The 21,992-nt window shown below is 52.1% G+C and carries 13 protein-coding genes; 1 reads left to right on the top strand and 12 read right to left on the bottom strand.

Going from position 1 to position 21,992, the window contains the following annotated elements:
- Positions 1-43 precede the first annotated feature (43 nt).
- The 9 genes from ACLU9Q_RS05990 to ACLU9Q_RS05950 all read right to left on the bottom strand — a co-directional run bounded on the left by ACLU9Q_RS05990 (position 44) and on the right by ACLU9Q_RS05950 (position 15,617).
- Positions 44-2,371: a beta-propeller domain-containing protein gene (locus tag ACLU9Q_RS05990; RefSeq protein WP_412624748.1), complete on the bottom strand. Its 2,328-nt coding sequence runs from the start codon at positions 2,369-2,371 to the stop codon at positions 44-46.
- Positions 2,372-2,384: 13 nt separating this feature from the next.
- Positions 2,385-2,885, bottom strand: a complete 501-nt coding sequence (locus ACLU9Q_RS05985; RefSeq protein ID WP_412624747.1) for an RNA polymerase sigma factor — start codon at positions 2,883-2,885, stop codon at positions 2,385-2,387.
- A gap of 176 nt (positions 2,886-3,061) precedes the next feature.
- Positions 3,062-4,351: a hypothetical protein gene (locus ACLU9Q_RS05980; RefSeq protein WP_412624745.1), complete on the bottom strand. Its 1,290-nt coding sequence runs from the start codon at positions 4,349-4,351 to the stop codon at positions 3,062-3,064.
- Between the two features lie 182 nt (positions 4,352-4,533).
- Positions 4,534-6,711 carry a 1,4-alpha-glucan branching protein GlgB gene (gene glgB, locus ACLU9Q_RS05975; protein WP_412624744.1) on the bottom strand — a complete coding sequence of 726 codons (2,178 nt, stop codon included), beginning with the start codon at positions 6,709-6,711 and terminating at the stop codon, positions 4,534-4,536.
- A 32-nt stretch (positions 6,712-6,743) separates the two neighbouring features.
- Positions 6,744-8,096, bottom strand: coding sequence for an alpha-amylase family glycosyl hydrolase (locus ACLU9Q_RS05970; protein ID WP_412624743.1), 1,353 nt, complete (start codon positions 8,094-8,096; stop codon positions 6,744-6,746).
- 68 nt (positions 8,097-8,164) lie between these two features.
- Positions 8,165-8,746, bottom strand: coding sequence for a TetR/AcrR family transcriptional regulator (locus tag ACLU9Q_RS05965; protein WP_412624742.1), 582 nt, complete (start codon positions 8,744-8,746; stop codon positions 8,165-8,167).
- A gap of 189 nt (positions 8,747-8,935) precedes the next feature.
- The gene (locus tag ACLU9Q_RS05960; protein WP_412624740.1) at positions 8,936-11,362 is read right to left on the bottom strand and encodes a hypothetical protein; all 2,427 of its coding nucleotides are present in this window, start codon (positions 11,360-11,362) and stop codon (positions 8,936-8,938) included.
- A gap of 230 nt (positions 11,363-11,592) precedes the next feature.
- A complete protein-coding gene (locus ACLU9Q_RS05955) occupies positions 11,593-12,117 on the bottom strand; it encodes a spore maturation protein (RefSeq protein ID WP_412624739.1) in 525 nt (174 codons plus the stop codon).
- A 65-nt stretch (positions 12,118-12,182) separates the two neighbouring features.
- Complete coding sequence (locus ACLU9Q_RS05950; protein WP_412624738.1) at positions 12,183-15,617, bottom strand: SpaA isopeptide-forming pilin-related protein; 3,435 nt, start codon at positions 15,615-15,617, stop codon at positions 12,183-12,185.
- A gap of 185 nt (positions 15,618-15,802) precedes the next feature.
- On the opposite strand from ACLU9Q_RS05950, the gene ACLU9Q_RS05945 reads away from it, so the two are divergent.
- Positions 15,803-16,489: a phosphoesterase gene (locus tag ACLU9Q_RS05945; protein ID WP_412624737.1), complete on the top strand. Its 687-nt coding sequence runs from the start codon at positions 15,803-15,805 to the stop codon at positions 16,487-16,489.
- A gap of 75 nt (positions 16,490-16,564) precedes the next feature.
- Here the strand turns inward: ACLU9Q_RS05945 and ACLU9Q_RS05940 are convergent, their stop codons facing one another.
- From ACLU9Q_RS05940 to ACLU9Q_RS05930, 3 genes are all read right to left on the bottom strand, one after another.
- The gene (locus ACLU9Q_RS05940; protein WP_412624736.1) at positions 16,565-17,734 is read right to left on the bottom strand and encodes an AI-2E family transporter; all 1,170 of its coding nucleotides are present in this window, start codon (positions 17,732-17,734) and stop codon (positions 16,565-16,567) included.
- 105 nt (positions 17,735-17,839) lie between these two features.
- A complete protein-coding gene (gene fba / locus ACLU9Q_RS05935) occupies positions 17,840-18,808 on the bottom strand; it encodes a class II fructose-1,6-bisphosphate aldolase (RefSeq protein WP_412624734.1) in 969 nt (322 codons plus the stop codon).
- Positions 18,809-18,948: 140 nt separating this feature from the next.
- On the bottom strand, positions 18,949-21,990 hold the full coding sequence (locus tag ACLU9Q_RS05930) for a glycoside hydrolase family 2 TIM barrel-domain containing protein (RefSeq protein ID WP_412624733.1): 3,042 nt from the start codon (positions 21,988-21,990) through the stop codon (positions 18,949-18,951).
- Between the last annotated feature and the right edge of the window lie 2 nt (positions 21,991-21,992).

The following is a 21,992-nucleotide window of genomic DNA, read 5'->3' as shown; positions in this document are numbered from 1 at the left end:
GTATAACACTTTTCGACCTGCATTTTCAATACCTTTGCACACTTTAAAATTCCAGTTTCGCTTTCTGCCCGAACGATTCTGTTATATCGAACGCGCGAATGATATCTGACGCGGCAATGTAGAAGCTGTCATTGATATAAAGCCCGCGCACGTCGTCGTATGCATACCAGTAAGACTGCTGGCGTTCCCCCTGGGAGAGATTGTAGGTAAGAAGGTTCTCAAAGCCCTTTTCCTCATCATAGGAAAATACCAGGTAATTATCGTCGCATACAAAGCCAAGCAGATTTTTTTCCGGGTTGACCAGAATCGCTTTATAGTTGTCAAACCCCGCGCAGTAGCTGGCGCCCTTGATCACATAGCGGCTAATCTCTGTCACATTGGAAGGATCTGAGATGTCAAACATGGACAGCTTAATCCCCGTCGTCGCTCCGGTGTCTTCATCCGCCTCGTACCCGATGCCGAGAAGCCTGTCCTCCCCGTAAAAATGCAGGTAGGACGAAAAGCCCGTCACTTTCAGCGCTCCAATGATCTGCGGGTTTTCGGGATCCGACAAATCTACCGAAAACAGCGGGTCAGTCTGCTTAAAAGTCACAAAGTATCCGGTATCTCCAAAAAATCTTGCGGAACGGATCGTCTCTCCCGGAGCGATATCAGCAATTTTGCCCACCAGCTCCATTTGTGCATTGTAGATGTACAGGGCGTTGATTTCATCACCGCTGTTCCAGTCGGTCGCCACCACGCGCAGATAACTGTCATACTCATCGAGAGAAAATGTATCGTTCAGATAACCCTGCAGCTCGGCAACGCCGATCCCGCGTATATCCCCGTTTTCATAGGAAAACTTCATGATCTTTGTGACATCGCCGGTGCCTTCTCTCCACTCCCGGCAGCAGATGTAGATGCTCTGCCCGCTCACATAAAACTGCTCTGCACCGGACACGACCGCCTTATGCGCCATCATTTCCGACGGCTGATTCACATTCACGGAACCGATCACCAGGTAGCTAGTACTGCGCAGCTCGTCCGGCACATAAATGTCCGCCGCTTCCATGCGCGCACCATCTACCAGCGGCATGATACCGCTGTCCTCCTGCGTGTCACCGATCACCGGCTGGAACTGCGTGAAAAGATATACATAATCCCCCACCTTCCTGCTGCTGTGATAATAGCCCTCCTGCTCCACGCTTCCGGTCAATATTGGGTTTTCCGGGTTTGAAATATCATAGGTGACTACTTTTGCGTAATCATAATACTCTGTGTAATAGACATCTGATGCATCTTCCTTCATGCTGCTTTTCGTGCCGCTCGTCACAAGATTCAGAATATTTCCGCTGATATACATATCGCGCACAGATTCATCAAGAGATTCCGGTTCGATCGTCTGAATCAGCTCCATCTGCTCCCCATTGGCGCTGATGATCTTCACCGAACTGTTTCGTTTCATTATATAAATATACTTCCCGTCTGTCTTTACAATGTCGCCCTCGTCGACGCCCAGCTCCCGCAGATTCGTCTGTGAAAAGTCCGCTCCCGTCCCCGTATCCGCGGCGGATGCCATGCTGTTCATAGCCACCGAATCCTCCACTGCCATTTCCTGCGTCGCATATGCAATATCCATCTTCGCATAGGAAGCATTTCCCGTACTCTGGTATTCTCTGAGCCGGTTATAGAGGACTTCCTCGCTCTCAACCGGAGCGATGCCCTCCTGCGGAGCGACGTCTCCGGCGGAGTTTTCCTGTACCGCGGCGCTTTCGTTTTCTGCAGAGTCTTCCTGCACTGCAGCGCTTTCGTTTTCTGCGGAGTCTTCCTGCACTGCAATGCTTTCGTTTCCTGCGGAGTCTTCCTGCACTGCAGCGCTTTCGTTTTCTGCGCTCTTCATCTGTACTGCGGCAGCTCCGGTATCCTGTGCGTCTGCGTTTTCTGCGGCGGCTCCGGTATCCTGTGCGTCTGTGTTTCCTGCGACGGCTCCGGTATCCTGTGCGTCTACATTTTCTGCGGCGGCTCCGGCATCCTGTGCGTCTGCGTTTTCTGCGGCGGCTCCGGCATCACTTTCTGTCGCCCGCGCCGCTTCCGTGCCTGTTTCCGACTCCTGCAGAGATGCGGCGGTCATCCCCGGCTGCCCGCTGTCCGTCAGCCGTCCCTCCGTGACGCCGACATTGCGACCGGCAAAAAATACCAGCGCGATAACTGCCGCCTCCGCAAGTGCGATCTGACATTTCTGCGAAAAAGTAAGCAGCTTCCTTTTATCTGGCCCCTTCTTTCCTCCGTCCTCCAGCTTTTTCTGCATGTTTTCCGGGCGGAGCGTCTCCGGCACATCGACCTTCTCCGCCGATCGTCTGATCTGTTCCATTAAATTTTTTTCATCCATCATGTTCCCCTCCTCGTTATGCTAACCAGGCTTCCATTTTTTCCAGCGCCCGCTTCTGTCTGGAGCGCACGGTACTGTCATTCATCTGCAGCGCCTCGCCGATCTCCCGGCTGCTGTAGCCGCCAAAAATATTCATGGACAAAATCAATCGCTCCTCGTCTGCAAGGCGCGCAAACGCCGCCCTTACATCCAGCTGCTCATCTGCGTCCCCTTTTTCTTCACACAGATCCTCCGGCAGCTCTTCTGTCTTTTCCGTATACAGCTTCAGACAGCGGCGGCATTTGTTGGAAAGGATTTTAAAAATCCACGCCTTAAATGATTCTTCTTTCTTCAAAGAACTGATCTGCGCCCATGCATCCGCCACCGTATCACTGACCGCATCCTCCGCGTCATGACTGTTTTTCAGCGTGTAGAGCGCAAAACGAAACAGCTCCTGGTACACGCCGCGGTACAGCTCCGCAAATGCGTGTGTATCCCCTCTTTTTGCCTGTTTTACTAATTTTATCTGTTGATCCATAAGCTTTCCTCTTTTTGTGTGGTATCCCTTTTCGAATTCGAAATATTAACCCATGTGAAGCATCTGAGCTACGGGATGCCCAATGGATTACCTTTACGTATATATAGTGTCTGATTTGCGGTGTTTTGTTGCACAGAAAATAAATTAATTTTATATCGGATCTCATCATCTATCGTTTATCGCCGCAAACAACCTTCATTTAAAAAATGATACCAGTACCCCTCCGGTTCCATGCTTCCGGTGCTTGCCGCCCACAAGCTCTCTTCCGCCGCCCCCAGTTGATCTGCTGCCTCCGGGTGATCCGCTGTCCCCAGGTGATCCGCTGCCGCCATCCATGCCGCCTCTTTATAATAAGGAAAGCCGGACATCCTCGCAAGATGCTTCTCCTGCATATTCCGGAAGCTTCCCGGCACCGCAAGTACAAAACGTCCGCTCGCGTGACAGCCCAGCATCAGATGATGATACTGCGCGAAAGCCTGCCTCAGAAAAGGATTTTTCCCAAACTGCCATTCCTCGCGCGGCAGAAAGGAAAGATCCTTGGGCGCGATGCTGATGCACTGCGTGATTTCCTCATCTGCAAACGGCCGGATCTGCGGATAATGCTGCAAAAAATTGTTCCAGCGCCCGGCAAGGCTTCCCGGCCAGGCCGCCCGCTCCGGCACTGTTCCCGCTACGCTCTGCGCATGTATGCCCTCGCCGCTTTCCTGCCGCCGCGCGTCCCCGCCCGCCGGAGTATCATTTTCCTGCATCTCCTCATCCATCAAAGCGTCACCTGCCCGGGCTTTTTCCACATTCGCCAAAGCACCATCCGTCTGCGTTTTTTCCACATTCGCCAAAGCACCATCCGTCTGCGTTTTTTCCATATTCACCAAAGCATCATCCGCCTGTGTTTTTTCCGCGTTTTCCAAAGCGTCATCCACCTGCACCCTTTCCGCGCCTGTCAAAGCGCCGCCAGCGCGCATTTCTTCCGTACCTGCCAGGGTACTGCCTGCGTGTGGTTCCGCCCCGCCCACGCTCTCCTCAAGCTCCCGGTCGGTAAACTGATCCACCTCCACCGGCTCGTCATCCCAGATGGTTATGTAATTTTCCCCATTGCCCCTCAGCCAGATTCCCCGAAGCTCCCCGGCAGGGTACGCCGAGCCGCCAATACCTGCCGCCTGGCTGACTGCCTGGAAATCGTATGCATGATTTTTCATTTCCACGCTGCCAAGCAGGATGCCGTAAATATGCCCCGGCTTTCTCACAAAGCCATAAACCTGCAGCTCCCCTTTGTCCGTCCCGACCGGCTGAAGATGCAGGCGCAGCCGGAACACGCCGCTGCGGATCTCCACCTTCGCGTAACCGCAGTTATTCTGTTTTCTTCCCCTCTGATATTCATAAATATACGATATAAAACGACGATATTCTGACACGTACTTACTCCACGTTTCCGTTTTCATAAGTATATGCCAGAATATCGTTTTCATGTCATATGTCTGCCACAGACAATAGCAGATTTTTCGTTACTGTTCAGGTCAGGACTTTGCATTCACTGCAAAGTCCGTAAGAAAGTGATACAGGTGTGAGCAAATCCCATTCGCGGAGCGAATTTTAAATGGATTTGCGAATGTTACTGTGAACGACGTGAACAGTAACGATTTTTCCAGATTTACTTTTCCTTCTTCACGCGCGGCTTACGTCCCGCCGTCTTTTTTTCCGCCGGTTTGCCTTCTGCGGTTTTCTTCACCGCCGTTTTCTTTTCCGCCGGTTTGCTTTCTGCGGTTTTCTTCGCCGCCGTTTTCTTTTCCGCCGGTTTGCTTTCTGTGGTTTTCTTCGCCGCCGTTTTCTTTTCCGCCGGCTTGCTTGCTGCAGTTTTCTCTGCCGTCGCTTTCTTTGCTGCCGGTTTGCGCTCTGCATATTTAAATACCGCAACGCCGTAAGGCGGCAGCTTGTACTCCAGATGATACGGCTGTCCGTCGCTCTCGCCCTTCACTGCCTTAAAGGTCGCAGGCTGCTCCTGCCCGGTTCCGCCGAAGCGCTCCTCGTCGCTGTTCAGGACAAGCTTATAGCTTCCGGACTGCGGAACCCCCACCTGGTAATCGTCTCTTGCCACCGGTGTGAAGTTGATCACAAACAGCAGGTTGCTCTTTCTGTCCGCCGAGTGACGGATAAAACTGAAAATACTTCTGCTGGAATCGTTCGCGTTGATCCACTCGAAACCTTCCCACGACTGATCCAGCGTATACATTGCCGGATCGCCTTTGTACAGATGAAGAAGCTCTTTTACGTACTCCTTCAACTGGCAGTGCTTTTCCTCGCCGAGCAGGTACCAGTCAAGCTCCCGCGCCTCGCTCCACTCCTGGAACTGTGCGAACTCCTGCCCCATAAAGAGCAGCTTTTTGCCCGGATGCGCAAACATATACGCATAGCCTGCCCGCAGGTTTGCAAATTTGTCGTCGTAAAGACCAGGCATCTTATTGATCATGGAACATTTCAGATGCACTACCTCATCATGAGACAATACCAGAATGAACTTCTCCGAGAACGCATAGGTCATGGAGAATGTCATCTTGTTGTGGTTATAGCTTCTGAAATACGGGTCGAGCTTCATATAATCAAGAAAATCATGCATCCAGCCCATATTCCATTTCAGGCTGAAGCCAAGACCGCCGTCCTTTGGCTCGCCTGTCACCTGCGGCCACGCCGTCGATTCCTCAGCGATCATCATTACGCCCGGATTTCTTCTGCGGACGATGCTGTTCAGATGACGGAAAAACTCGATCGCCTCCAGATTTTTGTTTTCTCCGTATTTATTCGGCACCCACTGTCCATCAGAGCGTCCGTAATCCAGATACAGCATAGAAGCCACAGCGTCTACGCGCAGACCGTCGACGTGGAAATGCTCCACCCAGTAAAGCGCGTTTGCAATTAAGAAATTGCGCACCTCATTTTTCCCAAAATCAAATACTTTGGTGCCCCAGTCCGGGTGATCGCCCTTTCTCGGATCCGCGTATTCAAACAGCGGCTGCCCGTCGAACTCGGCAAGACCGCACGCGTCCTTCGGAAAGTGCGCCGGTACCCAGTCCAGAATAATGCCAATTCCGTTTTTGTGCAGATAATCTACCATGTACGCAAAGTCCTCCGGGGTGCCGTAACGCGCCGTCGGCGCATAATAGCCCGTCACCTGGTAGCCCCAGGAACCGTCAAACGGATGCTCGGCAATGCCCATCAGCTCCACATGCGTGTAGCCCATATCCTTCACATAGTCTGTGATATGATGTGCAAACTCACGGTAGTTGTAAAAGCCCTCCGGGTTTTCATCCGTCGGCGCATGCTTCATCCAGGAACCCGGATGCACCTCGTAGATCGACATCGGCATCGCATCAATATCCTGCTTTTCGCGCTTCTCCACCCACGTGTTATCACTCCACTTTATATTGAAGATATCCGCCACCTTCGACGCCGTACCCGGACGCAGCTCCGCATGATTTCCAAACGGATCCGCCTTGTAAAGTCTCCGTCCGTCGTGCGTGCAGATCAGGTATTTGTACTGCGTTCCCACCTGTATGCCTTCCACAAATAATTCGTAGATTCCAAGCGGCTCCAGGCGCTTCATTTCATACGCCGGATCCTCAACCCAGTCGCAGAATTCTCCCGTCAGATGAACCTTCGCCGCATGCGGCGCCCACACTGCAAAATGTACGCCTTTTTTTCCGTCGATCACCGTCGGATGCGCGCCGAGTTTTTTGTAGATATCGTAATGCGTTCCCTGCCCGAACAGATATTGGTCAAGCTCGCCAATACGGATATCGAACTGATTTTCTTCTTTTTCTTTCGCTGTTCCCATAATATTCTCCCTGCCCTTTTATATAATAGTGACTATTTCGTCACATAGATCACTGCTCTGCCAGGCTGCACTTCCGTGCGTACCCTTCCGTTTTCCACCGCTTTTTCCTCCCCGGTAAGGAAATCCGTCACCTTATCCGCTCCGACCGGTATCGAAACCTCCATCCACGCAGGCGCGTCGTCGTTGTTCGCGGCAACGATCACCGCCCGCTCGCCAAGGATCCTCGCATACGCGTACTGGCGTGTGGTCAGAGACAGCTCGCGATATTTTCCATCCGCAAGGACCTCATTGTCCTTTCTGAGCTTTCCAAGCATCCGTATATATTCGGTCAGCTCCGGGTGCCGGTTGTTTTCCAGACATTCCCCTACCAGCAGCCGCGGACGCATCGGGTCGTCGTTCGGTCCTTCCTTTTTTCCCTCGACGCCAAATTCACTTCCATAATAAATGGAAGGAATCCCCGGAAGCGTATACAGCAAGGTGTATACGGAAAAAATATGCTCTTTATTATTCAGCTTCGACATAATGCGGTCCACGTCGTGATTATCCACAAAGGAATACAGCTTTCTCCCGCGGTAAATGCCGCCGTTCTCGTCAAATTCACGCCGGATGGTGTGCGCGATCTCAAAATAATTGTGGTCGTTGTGCCCGGAATACAGCCCCTTGTGAAGCTCGTAATTCGTGACGGAATGCAGCACGTCATCATTCGCCCAGCGCGCATAATCGCCGTGGATGACCTCGCCCATCAGCCAGAAATCTTCCTTCTCCTGCGCCGTCATCCAGCGCATTTCCTTCATAAAATCAAAGTCCAGGCAGTCCGCGCAGTCCAGCCGGATGCCGTCGATGTCAAACTCATGGATCCAGAAACGGATAACGTCAAAAAGATAGTCCTTCACCGCCCGCTCGTAAAGATTCAGATTGACAAGCTCAAAGCAGTTTCGCCAGGCCTCGTAACCAAAGCCGTCGTTATAGTGCGTATTCCAGCCAAAGTTGATGCCCTTGTACCAACTGCAGTACGGAGAACGCTCACGGTTCTGCTGGATATCCTTAAATGCAAAAAACTCTCTTCCCGTATGGTTGAACACACCGTCCACCACAACACGGATACCAAGGTCGTGCGCCTTCTGAACAAACTGCTTAAAATCCTCATTGTCTCCGAGGCGTCTGTCCACCAACCGGTAATCCCTGGTATCATATCCATGGGACGTCGATTCGAACAGCGGACCGATGTAGATTGCCGTACAGCCGATATCCTGCAGATGCGGCAGCCAATCCTCCAGCTCGTCAAAGCGGTGCGTTACCTCCTCCTGTGTGTTGTATTTGGGCGCGCCCGTCATTCCAAGCGGATACATATGATAAAAAACCGCCTCTTCATACCATTTACTCATTTCAGTCATAACCTCCAGGTGATGTTTACTGTTTATAATGCCATTTTATGACTTTTCGATACCTTGCATCACGAATTAATGCCGTGCATAAACTGGTGGATCAGACCGCGCTTCGTCTCCTCGGTCACTGTTATGCCGAGCTCCGGAGCCTTCTGATTTCCCATGAACAGAATGTAGTGATTAAAAAGTCCGAGAAACCCAAGCGCAAACTGCTCCTGCCTGCCGTTCATGTTTCCAAGAACCGGCGCCGCCTCATCAAAAAGCTGCACAGCAAGCTGATGGATACGGTTGATATACGGCTTCACCGCCTGATAGGTTTCATTCTCCCGTGCGGAGTAGGAGAGGGACATCATCAGCAGATATGCCCGGTAATTTGCACCGGCGCAGTCTAAAATCACCGACGCAAAATCGTAAAGCGACTGCTCCACGCTTACGCGGTAATGCGCCGCGTGGGAAAGCATCTCCAAAAAACCGCCAAGCTTCTGCGCAAGCAGCGTTTCCAGCAGCCCATATTTACTTCCAAAATAATGATACATCGTCGGCTTCGTCACACCTGCCCGCTGACAGATTTCCTGGATGCCGACCGCATCGTACCCCCTCTGATAAAACAGGTCAAGAGCGCACGCTAAAATCCGTTCTCTGTTCTCCATATCATACCTTCCAATTTATACCGTCACTCAGATGCTGCTCATACACGGACATTTCGTCCGAAAAGGTATGTCCTTTTCTGTCATAATATATATGACTTCTGCCTACAGTATACCGAACGGTATACTCTTTGTCAAGCATAAAAAATCCATGTACCACAGCACTGCGATACATGGATCTTCTCTGCCTTTTTATTTGATTTTTTTGAAATTCTTTCCTTTCAGAATGACGCGGTCGTTCTCGTCGTAGCGCTTGCCGGAAATGCTGGAGGTCAGCTTGCCGACGCCGAAACGGTTGGCATTTTTGATCGCCTTGTCCATGATCTCCTTGACGTCCAGAACCGCCACCGGCTGTTCCGGCGACTGCATCGCGCCAATGCACTCATACAGTGCATCCACAGCGGACACATCCAGAGAGCATCCGTTTTCCAGCGCATAAAACTCGCCGAAATCTACCAGCTCGTCGTTCGTCAGCATCGGAACATTTATCGTCACGTTGAATTTTTCTGCAAATGCCGCATTGCGCGCCAGCAGATCCTGCAGGTAGCGCTGCTCATCCTCCAGAACAACCACCAGGCTGTCTGTCTTAAAGTCCATCGCCATGGTCATCTGAGACACTGCCTCATCACTTAAATCTCCCGCTTCCTCAATGATCAGAACGCCGCCCGCCATTTTATTGACGGTTGCCGCGATATCCTTCTTATTGAGGTCTTCCGCGTAGATTTTGGCAACCTTCACGCTTGTCTGACCTTTGCAGCGGCTGATGATCTTTGCAAGAGAAATTGCCAGCGTTGTTCTGCCGTTTCCGGCATCGCCCACCAGCACAACATTTCCGCTGGAAGAGGTTTTATTTGCGATCACACCGCGCATGATCTGCGTCACTGCGTCGTTGATCTGCTCATTCATGCCGCTGATCTGCGACCAGAAACCGAGCATAGCTTTTTCTTTCTCGTCAAGCCCGTCTCTCGTATAATCTTCCGGAGAAACCGCCGGCTGCTCAAATGTTTCTGGTTTCTGCTGCTCCGGTGCAGACACAGCCTGCGGCTCCGCGCTCTTTGGCTCCATTGCAGGTACTGCCTGACGCTCCGAAGTCTTTGGCTCCATTGCAGGTACTGCCTGACGCTCCGCGCTCTTTGGCTCCATCGCAGGTGCCGCCTGACGCTCCGCGCTCTTTATCTCCATTGCAGGTGCCGCCTGACGCTCCGAAGTCTTTGACTCCATTGCAGGTGATGCCTGACGCTCCGCGCTCTTTATCTCCATCGCAGGTGATGCCTGCGATCCTGTCTCCTGACTCTGCCGTGCCTCAGTTCTCTGAGCTGCCGCCGCATATGCGCGAATCGGCGTATCCCCGATCTCCTGTCGGATCTTCCTAGATATATCAATCGTCGGCGCTGTCATCGGATCTGCCTTTTGCGCCTGTACGGGTGTTTCCACAACTGTACGGACTACCGGCTGCACGCCCTCGCCCGCCTGCTGCCCTGCCGCCGTATCTACAACGGTCCGAACCGCCGGCTTTTCCTGCTGTGGCGGCACGTTTTCCGGCTGCGCGCTCTGCTCATCCGTTTGTACCGCGGTACCTGTCAGAATATCATCAATACTTACATGCTTCGGAAGCTCTTCTTCCTCCGCCGCCGCTGCCTCTGCGGCTGCCGGCTGCACCAGTGTGGGTGCACTCTCCAGCTCATCGGTGGACGATGCCGGGCGGATACCCGATAAAATCTCGCGCATACTGTTTGCGAGCTCGCTCTGCAGATCGATCGTGTTGATATCGTTCACCGGCATTCTCAGTTCCGGCATCCTGATCTCCGGCGCTTTTTCTTCCGGCTCCTCCGGAATCTGCGGCATCACAGGAGCCTGCACCGCCGCTGCGATCTGCCTTTCCGTATCCATGATAATGCTGTCCGCGATCGCATCCTTCTCTGATTTCGGCAGCTCTTTCGTGATAACCTCATCCAACGTCGGCACCGCTTTATCCACTACCTGTTCCTTCGTCTCCATGTCAACGATCTCGCTCGGATTATCATAAACAGTTTGCTGCTCCGGTGTGAGCGGCACATATTTCTTTTTCAGCTCCAGAGCCGCCACCACGTATTTTCCATTGTGGAACCAGAGTGCAAGGTCGTCGCACTCCGCCACGCACTTGTCGACCATCCCGGCTTCGTCGTACAGCCTTGCAAGCTCATACGCCCACTGCTCCGTGTACTCTCTGCTCTTTAACTCCTCCAGAACCGCGATCTGCTCCTCCAGCGATGAGCCGCGTCCCTTATAGATCTCATATTTCAGAATATATTTGCTGTTATCGTTCGGGGAAAGATTCACATACTCTGTGTAATACTCCACTGCATCGTCAAATTCCTGCGTCTGTACGCATGCTTCTGTAAGTCGGTAAAGAATCTGTCTGCTTCCCGGCGAACGACGATAGGCGCGGTACAGGATCGCCTTGCTGTCCTCCGCTCTTCCAACCGCCTCATATATCTCACTGATCAGGCACAATGTACGTACACTGCGCACACGTTTCCATTCTATCGTATCTGCAATCTTTGCAGCTTCCTCGTAATTCTCTTTTTCTACTAATTTATTGATCTCTTCTAACTTTGCCTGGTATTCAAATTTGTCCACTTTCATGCACCTCTTATTTATATGTTCTTCCCCTTTGGTAATATAATTCACATAGTTGTAACAATTTTAGCATAACATATCCTGCTTGTCAAAGGAAACACCGTGTTTTTTCGCGCACAGCCGACACTTTTGTTACTGTTCACGTCGTTCACAGTAACATTCGCAAATCCATTTAAAATTCGCCTCGCAAATAGGATTTTCTCACGCCTGTATCGCCGTTCTGTGTCCATTTACAGTAAATCGGCCAGAAAAATACTGGCAGCGATCCCTGAAAAAGAAGCAAGCAGCGCTCCGGTCAGCGTATATCGTGTTTTCTTTACCTTTGCAGTCATAAAGTAAACGCTCATCGTATAAAAAACCGTTTCCGTACAGCTCATCATAATAGAGGTAATCAGCCCCATCCTTGAATCCGGGCCATACTCTTTAAAGATATCCAGCGCAAGCCCCGTAGCCGCGCTCGAAGAAAACATGCGGATAATTGACAGCGGCACCAGCTCCGGCGGAAAACCGAAAAATGCGACAGCCCTCCCGCAAATATCAGAAAACAGATCGAGGAATCCGGAAGCGCGCAAAATGCCAACTGCAGCCATCAGTCCGACCAGCGTCGGCAAGATCGCCGCAACTGTTTTCAGTCCCTCGGCTGCTCCCTTCACAAAAATCTCATACACATTTTTTCTCATAAGAAGTCCGTATCCCACGATGACAAAAATAACCAGCGGAATCGAACATGCTGAGAGAAACATCAATACTTTCATAAAATTACCCGGAGCCATGCTTTTTTACAGCATATGCTCCGGGCATTTTTTCTATTCACCCGCGTTTATTTCTTCTTTTTTCTGAAGAATACCGCAGCTATCAGAATGATAAGCGCAGCAAGCACCGCTATCACATACGGGATGATCGCCGTCGTGTCGCCGGTCTGCACAGGCGTGCCATTCGCGCCAGCTGCCAGTTCTGCCGCGGCTGCCTGTGAACCGCCGTATCCGGCATATTCCTGCTCGTAGGACTGCTTCAGCTCATCCTGCGAAACAACGGAATAGCCATTTTCCGGAGCCGAAGCGAAGTTGTTTACCACCTCCGCGATCGCGCTTCCGCCTGCGTTCAGGCGAATCTGTTCGCCGACAGAATAGGTAATACTAAATTTCTGTGAATTTCCGCTTGCGGAGAGCAGGTTGCCGTTCGCATCCGTCTCACCCGCGTAGTAGGTACCTGCCGGAAGTCCGTCAAAGTCAACGGTTGCATAAATGTCGGACTGCGTCAGCGTCACCGCTTTCACGCCTGCGTCCGCAAACCGCTGTGTTTTCGCTGCATCCGTAAACAGCGCAAAGTAGAAGGTACCGTTTGTCTTGATCGCAGTTCCCTTATAGGAAACACGCTTTGCCACACGGATCTTTCCGCGCGTCCTTCCGGTCTGCATCGTAACGCTCGGCGTGATCTTTCCATCGTCGCTGATCTTGATCGTCGTGCTGCCCACGCTCTTTCCGACTTCCGTAGAAAAGGTGCCCCTGTTGCCCGGCTCGTAGCCGTCCGGCGTACTCACCTCTGCCAGCGTGTACACCTCGCCGACATTCAGCTTGCCCTCGCACAGATAAGCGCTCTGCGTACTCGTCCACTCATCCACCACATTCCCTGCGGAATCCAGGATCTGCAGTCTTGCGCCTGCAAGCATATAGCGCAGGTCTTTGCCGCTCGCATCCTTCGCAACGCTGTCAAATGCCTTTCTGGAAATGGAGATCTTAGTCGTCACGTTCGTGATCGCCGCGCTCGCCGTTCCATTCTTTTCATCTACCGTGAAATTCGTCTGCGTCGTCTTTGCGTAATGACCGTTCGGATATCTTGTCTGCACCAGCGTATAGCTTCCCGGCTCAAGCTCTCCGGTAATCACCTCGGCTGCAGAACCGCTCGTCCAGCTCTTCAGCGTCTTGCCGCTGCTGTCGCGGATTTCCAGCGCCGCGCCCGCCAGATATCTGCCGGTATTTGACGCAAGCACTGCGCCTGCCTGCACTACCGTCGGTTTATTGCCCGTAGACGCGCTCTGCAGCTTACTGCTGTTTGCCACGGTAAAATCCACGCTGGCCGTGGATATAATATACCCTCTGCGGCGCGTCGTCTGCTTTAACGTATAGGTTTTGCCCGCTTCCAGCTTTCCGGTAAGCACCGCGCCGTTTTTGCCGCTCCAGACGTTTTCCGTACCGCCTTTTTCCGCAACAGTCATTTCCACGCTGTCTTTCGAAAAATCTTTTCCCGTTGAAGTATCCTTTGCAAGCATCTGCACCTGCGTCGGCTGTGTTGCAAACTCCGCCGTACCCGTGTGCGCGTTCGGTTTTTCAGTGCCCGGTTTTGCCAGTTTTATAGCTTTCGGCGTCTCCGCCATCGCCACATAACCGGCCGGAACCGCAAGCTCCGTCCAGCGGTATTCCCCGGAGGTGAGCTGTCCGTCCAGCCCGATCGGAAGTCCCTTTACCGTGATCTCGCCCTTCGAAAGAGCATAATCCTTGCTCCAGGTCTTCTGGTTCTGCGAAAAAGTCAGCCGGAAGGAACCGCCGTCCAGCAGCCTGCCCTCTCCCTTATCCGTCAGCTTTGCCTTTACGACCGTGTAAACATTGGTAATGACAACATTCTGATTATACAGAATTTTTTCATCCGTCGATGGCTCTCCGATCTCAATGGAAACCGGACCATTTTCTGTGATCTGCGGTCCCGATACTGTGCCGTCCTTATTTGCTCCGTTTGTCTGGTAAACCGAAGTATATTCTTTCGCCAGATCAAGCGTAAGCGCACCGCCGCTCTCCACGAAATGGTTTCCGCCTGCATCCACCGTATAGGTCCCGGCGGCAAGCCCCACAAGCTTCACCTTCAGCCCGGCCTTACCCGTGACTGTCAGTGTGTTCTCTTTTATCGTATAGGAGTTCTTCGGCATCGGTGCATCCTTTTCATCCAGCACCGTTACGCCGTCGAAGCTCTTACTGTTCCTGCCTGTGACAGTCACCGCATACTGTGCGTTCCCCGCATTCGCAGTTTCTCCGCTGTGCTGCAGGCTGATCGTCAGCCAGCTGCTCGTATCTTCCGTATTTTGCGGTTCTTCTTCTGTCGATGCTGTTTTTTTCACCGGCGCCAGAGCCTTCGGAATGCTGTTCGTCTCTTTCTCAGCCGGCTCCGTCGCGGGAGCCGTTTCCGTCTCAGTTTCCGTCTCAGTTTCCGTCTGCGTTTCTGTCTCCGTTTCGGTTCCGGTTCCCGCCTGCGTCTCCGTTTCGGTTTCTGTCTGTGTTTCCGTCTCAGTTTCTGTCTGTGTTTCCGTCTCGGTCTCCGGTTCCTGTGCAGTCGCCGCAAAGACGAAATCCGAAAAACCGTCCGTCTTAAATTTCACGGAATGCAGCCCGTCCTGCGCCGGAGTGTATGTCATATCCGCATCCAGAAGAACGGCCTTCTGTCCGTCTATCCCTACAGATGCTTCGGCCGGCGCTGCCTTCTCCTCCCCCGTCATCTCCCGGATATGGAAAAGCTGAACCTTCTCCGTCTGGAAATCCGTTCCCGAAAAAAGCGGACTTTCAAAGGTAAGCTCCACCTCGATCGCATCCGGTAAACGCCCGGACGCATCTTCAAATTCCTTCAGGCTGATCTTCTCTCCTGCCGACGTTTCAAAGTGAAGATCATAAATCCGGTATTCCCCGAAGAAAGTATCCTTTACCGTCTTTTCTACCAGCGCAACGTCTTTTTCATAAGAGCTGTCTTCTGTTTTTACAAGCTCCATCTCAAGCTCGGCATCCTCCGGGAGCGTGATGCTCTCCGGCACCTTCACTTTTGCGGACACGCCGTCCTTCTTCCACGTATACTCTCCGTTTGTTTTCGTCTCTTTTTCCGTTTCTTCTTCCGTCTGCTCCTGCTCCGGCGTTTTCGACGTTGCCTCGGTCTGTGCCTCTGTCGGCGCTTCCGTCGGTGCCTCAGTCGGCGCTTCCGTCGGTGCCTCGGTCGGCGCTTCCGTTGGCGCTTCCGTTGGTGCCTCGGTCGGCGCTTCCGTTGGTGCCTCGGTCGGCGCTTCCGTTGGTGCCTCGGTCGGTGCTTCCGTTGGTGCTTCGGTTGGCGCCTCGGTCGGCGCTTCCGTCGGTGCCTCGGTCAGTACTTCCGTCTGCGCTTCCGCTGCTGCCGCCTGCTCCGCCGGTGCATCCTGAAGCTCCTCCGCCAGAGCTATATGATTTGTAAACAGCATGGATGCCGCCAAAAACATCGCAGCTCCTTTTCTAGTCCATTTTTTCATAATCAGACCCTCCTCTGCTATTTTTCAGTATAGCACAGTTCTCTCTGAATGAAAACTTTATAAAATATAAATAAGGCTAAATTTTTTCTTAAAATCACAGCCGCCCTATTGTTTTCTCAACAAAAACGTGCTATAACGAGTCACGTAAGCAATGGATGTGTTTTATAAAAAATGGGGAGATTTATATGACATCAAAATCCGTAAAAAAGCTGTGGGACAGATATCGTCATCTGGCACCGGTCGTTCTTTATCTGTTGTTTTATCTGGCGGTATTTACCTATGTGGAAAACAGACCGGTTCACAACATGCATCTGCTGGTATCCAAATGGGATCGTCTGATTCCATTCTGTGAATATTTTATTGTCCCATATTTTCTGTGGTTTTTCTATATAGCTGCCGGAGTGCTCTGGTTTGCACTGGCAGAAAAAGACCGCAGTCAGTATTGGGCGCTGATCACAAACCTCGGTATCGGCATGACGCTGTTTCTGATCGTGTCGCTCGTATATCCGAACGGTCACACGCTGCGTCCCACTTATCTGCACCGCGACAATATTTTCATGGACATGGTGCGCTTTCTGTGGTCGATCGACACGCCGACCAACGTGCTGCCGAGTATACACGTGTTCAACTCCGTAGCTGTCCATATCGCAGTGGCCGGAAGTCCCACGCTGCGCGAAAAGCACCCGTGGGTGGTACACTGCTCGCTGCTTCTTTGCATCGCGATCATAGCGGCAACGATGTTCCTTAAACAGCACACAGTCATCGACGTGATCACCGCGCTGGGGCTGAATATCGTATGTTACTATTTCGTTTATCAGCCGTCCTTCTCCCGCAGGGAGACTTCCGCACACGTCAGAGGAAGGCTGCAGTAAAAATTCAGGAGCTGTAAAAAAGTGCATAAAAAAGAGCTTCTCTACACACAGTGGGAAGCTCCTTTTTATGCACTTTTATGTATTTTTCAGCATATCCATTTTCCCGTGCTTCTTCAGCCCATACAGCACCAGCTTTTTCACGATATCGTAGATAACGGCGAACACCGGCACGCCGATCAAAATGCCGACAAATCCGAAAAGCCCGCCGAACACGGTGATGGAAAACAGTACCCAGAAGCCGGAAAGCCCGGTGCTGTTTGCCAAGAGGTGCGGTCCCAGGATGTTTCCGTCAAACTGCTGGAGAATGATGATAAAAACAACGAACCACACGCATTTGACGGGATCGCTCATCAGGATCAGCAGTGCGGACGGCACGGCTCCGATATACGGTCCGAAGTAGGGGATGATGTTTGTGACGCCCACAATGACGCTCACCAGCATCGCGTTCGGGAAGCCGAAGATCAGCGAGAATATATAGCAGAGCAGCCCGATGATCGCGCTGTCAAGAATTTTTCCGCTGAAAAATCCGACAAACATCCGGTCCGCATAATTAATTTCTTCCATGATGCGGTCCGCCCATACCGGTCTGACAAAGCCGTACAATACCAGCTTTGACTGGCGTGCAAAAAGCTTACGCGACTGCAGAAGATAGACGCACACCACAATCCCGATCCCTAAATTTACCAGTGTGCCCACCACCTGCGAAACCGTGCTGGTAAAGCCGCTCATCACGCTCTGCAGCGTCGGGAGCAGATCTCCCCTCGCCCATGCCTGCAGCTTCTGGGTGATGCTCGCGATCGCCGTGTCCGCATAGGTTTTCAGTACCTCGTTATCCTCCAGCGTCTTTTCCAGCCAGACGGAAGCGTCCTCCACCGCCTTCGGCAGATCTGCGATAATGCCGGAAATGCTGACAACCATCTGCGGAATGACCATGCTGAGCAGCAGATAAATTACCAGAACCGCGCTCAGAAAGCTCAGAACGATTGCCGCTGCCGGCGCCCATTTTTTTATCTTTTTCGGAAAAAGCTTCGTCAGATGCTTTTCAAAAAAATTGCACGGCATGCGCAGCGCATACGCCATCACGCCGCCGTAAATGAACGGCATCAGAATCCCTTTTACAGTATGCAGCGCGCTTACCAGATAGTTGAAACGGAAAATACAAAAATAAAATGCTATCGCCAGCGCGAGGATCGAAAATCCCGCGCCGATCCGCAGCCAGTATTTTCTGCGTTCTTCTTTGTCCATTCGTCCATTCCTTTCAAAACTTATGAGACAAGCCTTATAAGACAGGGCTTTCATAGTAAAATCGGGCAGAGAAACCTCTGCCCGACGTTATTCGCAAACCTCTTTTTAAGCCTTGCCTGCGCTTCCAAGTACATACTGGATCTTGTGAGCAACCATATCCTTTACCGCCTGACGAGCCGGTTTCAGATACTGGCGCGGATCGAAGTGATCCGGATGCTCTGCGAAGTACTTGCGGATGTTTCCTGTCATAGCAAGACGGATATCGGAGTCGATGTTGATCTTGCAGACAGCAAGCTCTGCCGCATGACGAAGCTCTGCTTCCGGAATACCGATAGCATCCGGCATATTTCCGCCGTACTCGTTTACCATCTTTACAAATTCCTGCGGAACGGAAGAGGAACCGTGCAGTACGATCGGGAAGCCCGGAAGACGCTTGATGCACTCTTCAAGAACGTCGAAACGCAGTGGCGGCGGAACAAGGATGCCGTCCTCGTTGCGTGTGCACTGGGACGCTTTGAATTTATATGCGCCGTGGCTTGTACCAATAGCGATCGCCAGAGAGTCGCAGCCTGTTCTGGAAACAAACTCCTCTACCTCTTCCGGACGTGTATAGCTCTCGTGACCAGACTCTACAACAACCTCATCCTCAACGCCTGCCAGAGTACCAAGCTCAGCCTCAACTACTACGCCATGTGCGTGAGCGTACTCAACAACCTGCTTTGTGAGCGCGATGTTATCCTCAAAAGATTTGGAGGATGCGTCGATCATAACGGAAGTGAATCCGCCGTCGATACAGCTCTTGCAAAGCTCAAAGCTGTCGCCGTGATCCAGATGCAGAGCGATCGGAATATCCGGGTTCTCTTCAACCGCTGCCTCTACCAGTTTTACAAGGTAGGTGTGGTTAGCGTAAGCGCGTGCTCCTTTGGATACCTGAAGGATAACCGGGCTCTTCAGCTCGCCTGCCGCTTCGGTGATACCCTGTACGATTTCCATGTTGTTTACGTTGAAAGCTCCGATAGCGTATCCGCCGTTGTATGCTTTCGCAAACATGTCCTTAGTTGTTACTAATCCCATTTCGTCCATCTCCTTTTCTTATTTTGAAACCATTGCGGTTCCATAAATTCGTAGGTCGAGTATAGTATACCACAAACCTTTTTTTTCAGCAATAAATAATTACGTGAGCGCAGAAAATTCACGCCAGGGAAACGAGAGACTCAAATTCCTTTAAAACCAAATGTAAATTCCATCTTCTTTGTAACATCCAGCAGATACTCAGGATGCGTCTTTGCGCCCCAGCTATCGTCGCCCGCAATACCCATCTGCTGACCAGATACCCGGACAACGGTGTAGTGCACCTGCGGAAGCTCGAACGGATGCATCGCGTTTTCCAGCTCATGCGGCGTGTACGGCAGCGCCGAAAATTCCATGCAGTCGCCGCTAAAGAGCATTCCTCTGCCCTTACGGTCGGTCACAGTCGCCCAGCGCACGCCCACCTTATTTCCGCACTCCTGCGGCACGAGGTAAGCAGCCATATTATCCTGCACCTTGTTTTTGTAAATGCCGAGCTTCGCTCCCCTGCAGCGATCCACGTATGTCTCCGCCGGACCCATGCCGTACCATGTCACATTGTCGTAGTCGGCATCGAATTTGAACATCACGCCAAATTCCGGCATGTCTCCCAGTTCCTTAACCGGATCGTAGGAAAGCGTCGTCCGGATCGTTCCGTCTCCGTACACCTGATATGTCAGCCTGCACCTGCTCTCCGGCGTCGTCGGCATAACATACGTATAGGTGATCTGCGCGTACTCCTCCGTCACTTTGATCTCGGGAGCCGTTGCGCCCGGATAGCGACCGCCGGTCGGATATTTGTGCGACAGATACATGGAAGCAGTCTTCCACTGTGCATAGCGCATCGGCATCAGGCTTCCGCAGTCGTTGTCGCTCGGCGCGCGCCAGAAATTCGGACGCGGGATCATCTTCATCATCTCCACGCCTCCGTAGCGATAGGATGCCAGGCCGCCGTTCAGATAAGAAAACAGTACGTCAAAGCTCTCACCCTTCACACCAAAATTGTGTGCGGATCTGATGACACGGAATTTTGCCATTTTTTTCGTCTCTGCCGGAGCCTCCACCCTGTATACGCCCTGACCGAACGCAACCTCGTGGCCGCTCTTTGCCCAGAGCGTATCTTTCTTTAAGCGGAAGGATACCGTCACTGCATACTCGCCCGGAAGCGTCTGCACCGGAACCGGCAGCGGATACGTTTTCTCAGATAACGGCTCTGCGTCCGTCTGCATAGCCGCCGTCTTTATCAGCATTCCATCCTTTTCCAGAAGCACCACGCAGTCAAAGTCAGCCGTGTTTACAAACAAATTTCTGTTGATCACCGTCACAAGGTCCTTTTCCACCTTAGCCGTAATGTTCTGATAGTTAAATTTCACTTCCTGCATCTTCGGGGATGCATCGCGGTTTCCGCCGTAGACAATTCCGTTTCCGCTGAAATTGTAATCGCACGGATGATCGTCAAAATCGCCTCCGTATGCCTGATATTCCCTGCCGTAGCGGTCTTTTTTATAAATCGACTGATCGATGTAATCCCAGATAAAGCCGCCCTGATACAGCGGTTCCGTATCGCTCAGATCGGTATATTTGTGCATCGCCCCGCAGGAGTTGCCCATCGCGTGTGCGTACTCACAGCAGATGAACGGCTTGCTGCTGTCTTTTGCCAGAAATGCCCTGATGTCCTCCACCGAGGGGTACATCTGGCTTTCCATATCGCTGGTGTCGTTGTAGCGGCGGTCGTTGCGCACGCCCTCGTAGTGCACAAGGCGGGTAGGGTCAAGCTTTCTGAACAGCTGAGACATTTCAAAAATATCCCTGCCGCCAAACGATTCATTTCCGCAGGACCAGATCAGGATAGCCGGATGATTTTTGTCTCTCTGATAGGTGGAATTTACGCGGTCGAGCATCATATCCTGCCACTCCGGATGATCGCCCGGTATCACCGCGTCATAATTGCGCTCCGTGCTGTGCTCCTGCGTATCCCAGGTTCCGTGGGATTCCATGTTGCACTCTGCGATCATATACAGCCCGTACTCGTCGCACAGATCATAAATGCCTTCCGCATCCGGGTAATGACAGGTGCGGATCGCATTAATATTGTTCTGCTTCATCGTCACGATATCCTTTACCAGCTCTTCCCGTGAAACGCAGCGTCCGGTCACCGAGCTGAACTCGTGACGGTTCACGCCCTTAAAGACAATGCGCCTGCCATTTAAGGTCATAATATTGCCCTTCATCTCAAAACGGCGGAAGCCCACGCGCTGCGGGATCACCTCATTTAACACGCCGTTTTCGTCCGTCACCTCGATCAGCAGATCGTAAAGCTCCGGCGTCTCTGCGCTCCAGAGCTTCGGCGCAGCCACCTTCATCACATAATGAGAGACCTCTTCCAGAGTCTCCTCCAGTGTCTGCAGCTTCCCGCCGTCCTTCGACAGCGTAACGCGCACCCTGCCGCCCTTCGTCGCCTTTAAGGTAATATCCAGCTCCGCGTTTGTAAAGCTTTCGTCAAGCAGCGTCTGCACCTTCAGATCCTGCACATGTACCTCCGGGATCGCATAAAGATAAACGTCCCGGTAAATGCCGGAGAAGCGGAAGAAATCCTGGTCCTCGCACCAGCTGCTGCTCGTCCACTTGAATACCTGCGCCGCCAGCTTGTTTTCGCCCTTCTTCAGATAAGGCGTCAGCTCAAATTCGGACGGGGTAAAGGTGTCCTCGCTGTAGCCCACAAAGCTGCCGTTCAGCCAGAGCGCCAGTCCGCTCTCCGCACCCTGGAAGGAGACAAACACCCGCCTGCCCTGCATTTTTTCCGGCACTTCAAAATATTTCACATAGCTTGCTACCGGATTAAATTCTGTCGGGATCTCGCCCGGTCCGATCTCCTCGCGGCCTTCCCACGGAAACTGTACGTTAGCGTACTGCGGCGCATCGTAGCCCTCCATCTGGATGTGCGCCGGGACGCGGATATCATCCCAGGAATGACAGCAGTACGATTCCGCCTCAAATCCCGGAATTGTATTTCCATAATTTTTCGCATAATGGAACTTCCACAGCCCGTTTAAGCTGCAGCGAAAATCCTCGATTCCCTGCTCCATCTTTTCTGCATTTTCGTAATAGTGGTGATCGGAATGCGCCTCCACCCGGTTATCGCAAAAATAGGTGGGGTCCTTCACCAGTTCATAATGAAATGTTTTCATGA

Source organism: Marvinbryantia sp. (assembly GCF_047017445.1).
Classification (GTDB): domain Bacteria; phylum Bacillota; class Clostridia; order Lachnospirales; family Lachnospiraceae; genus Marvinbryantia.
Note: the sequence above shows the minus strand (reverse complement) of the source record. Positions and strands in the feature narration are given on the sequence as shown.

Coding starts and splice junctions, on each gene's coding strand:
- ACLU9Q_RS05965 (WP_412624742.1), bottom strand. CDS start 8,746: ATGGAGAACAGAGAACGGATTTTAGCGTGCGCTCTTGACCTGTTTTAT.
- fba (WP_412624734.1), bottom strand. CDS start 18,808: ATGGGATTAGTAACAACTAAGGACATGTTTGCGAAAGCATACAACGGC.
- ACLU9Q_RS05950 (WP_412624738.1), bottom strand. CDS start 15,617: ATGAAAAAATGGACTAGAAAAGGAGCTGCGATGTTTTTGGCGGCATCC.
- ACLU9Q_RS05940 (WP_412624736.1), bottom strand. CDS start 17,734: ATGGACAAAGAAGAACGCAGAAAATACTGGCTGCGGATCGGCGCGGGA.
- ACLU9Q_RS05980 (WP_412624745.1), bottom strand. CDS start 4,351: ATGAAAACGATATTCTGGCATATACTTATGAAAACGGAAACGTGGAGT.
- glgB (WP_412624744.1), bottom strand. CDS start 6,711: ATGGGAACAGCGAAAGAAAAAGAAGAAAATCAGTTCGATATCCGTATT.
- ACLU9Q_RS05955 (WP_412624739.1), bottom strand. CDS start 12,117: ATGAAAGTATTGATGTTTCTCTCAGCATGTTCGATTCCGCTGGTTATT.
- ACLU9Q_RS05990 (WP_412624748.1), bottom strand. CDS start 2,371: ATGATGGATGAAAAAAATTTAATGGAACAGATCAGACGATCGGCGGAG.
- ACLU9Q_RS05985 (WP_412624747.1), bottom strand. CDS start 2,885: ATGGATCAACAGATAAAATTAGTAAAACAGGCAAAAAGAGGGGATACA.
- ACLU9Q_RS05945 (WP_412624737.1), top strand. CDS start 15,803: ATGACATCAAAATCCGTAAAAAAGCTGTGGGACAGATATCGTCATCTG.
- ACLU9Q_RS05970 (WP_412624743.1), bottom strand. CDS start 8,096: ATGAGTAAATGGTATGAAGAGGCGGTTTTTTATCATATGTATCCGCTT.
- ACLU9Q_RS05930 (WP_412624733.1), bottom strand. CDS start 21,990: ATGAAAACATTTCATTATGAACTGGTGAAGGACCCCACCTATTTTTGC.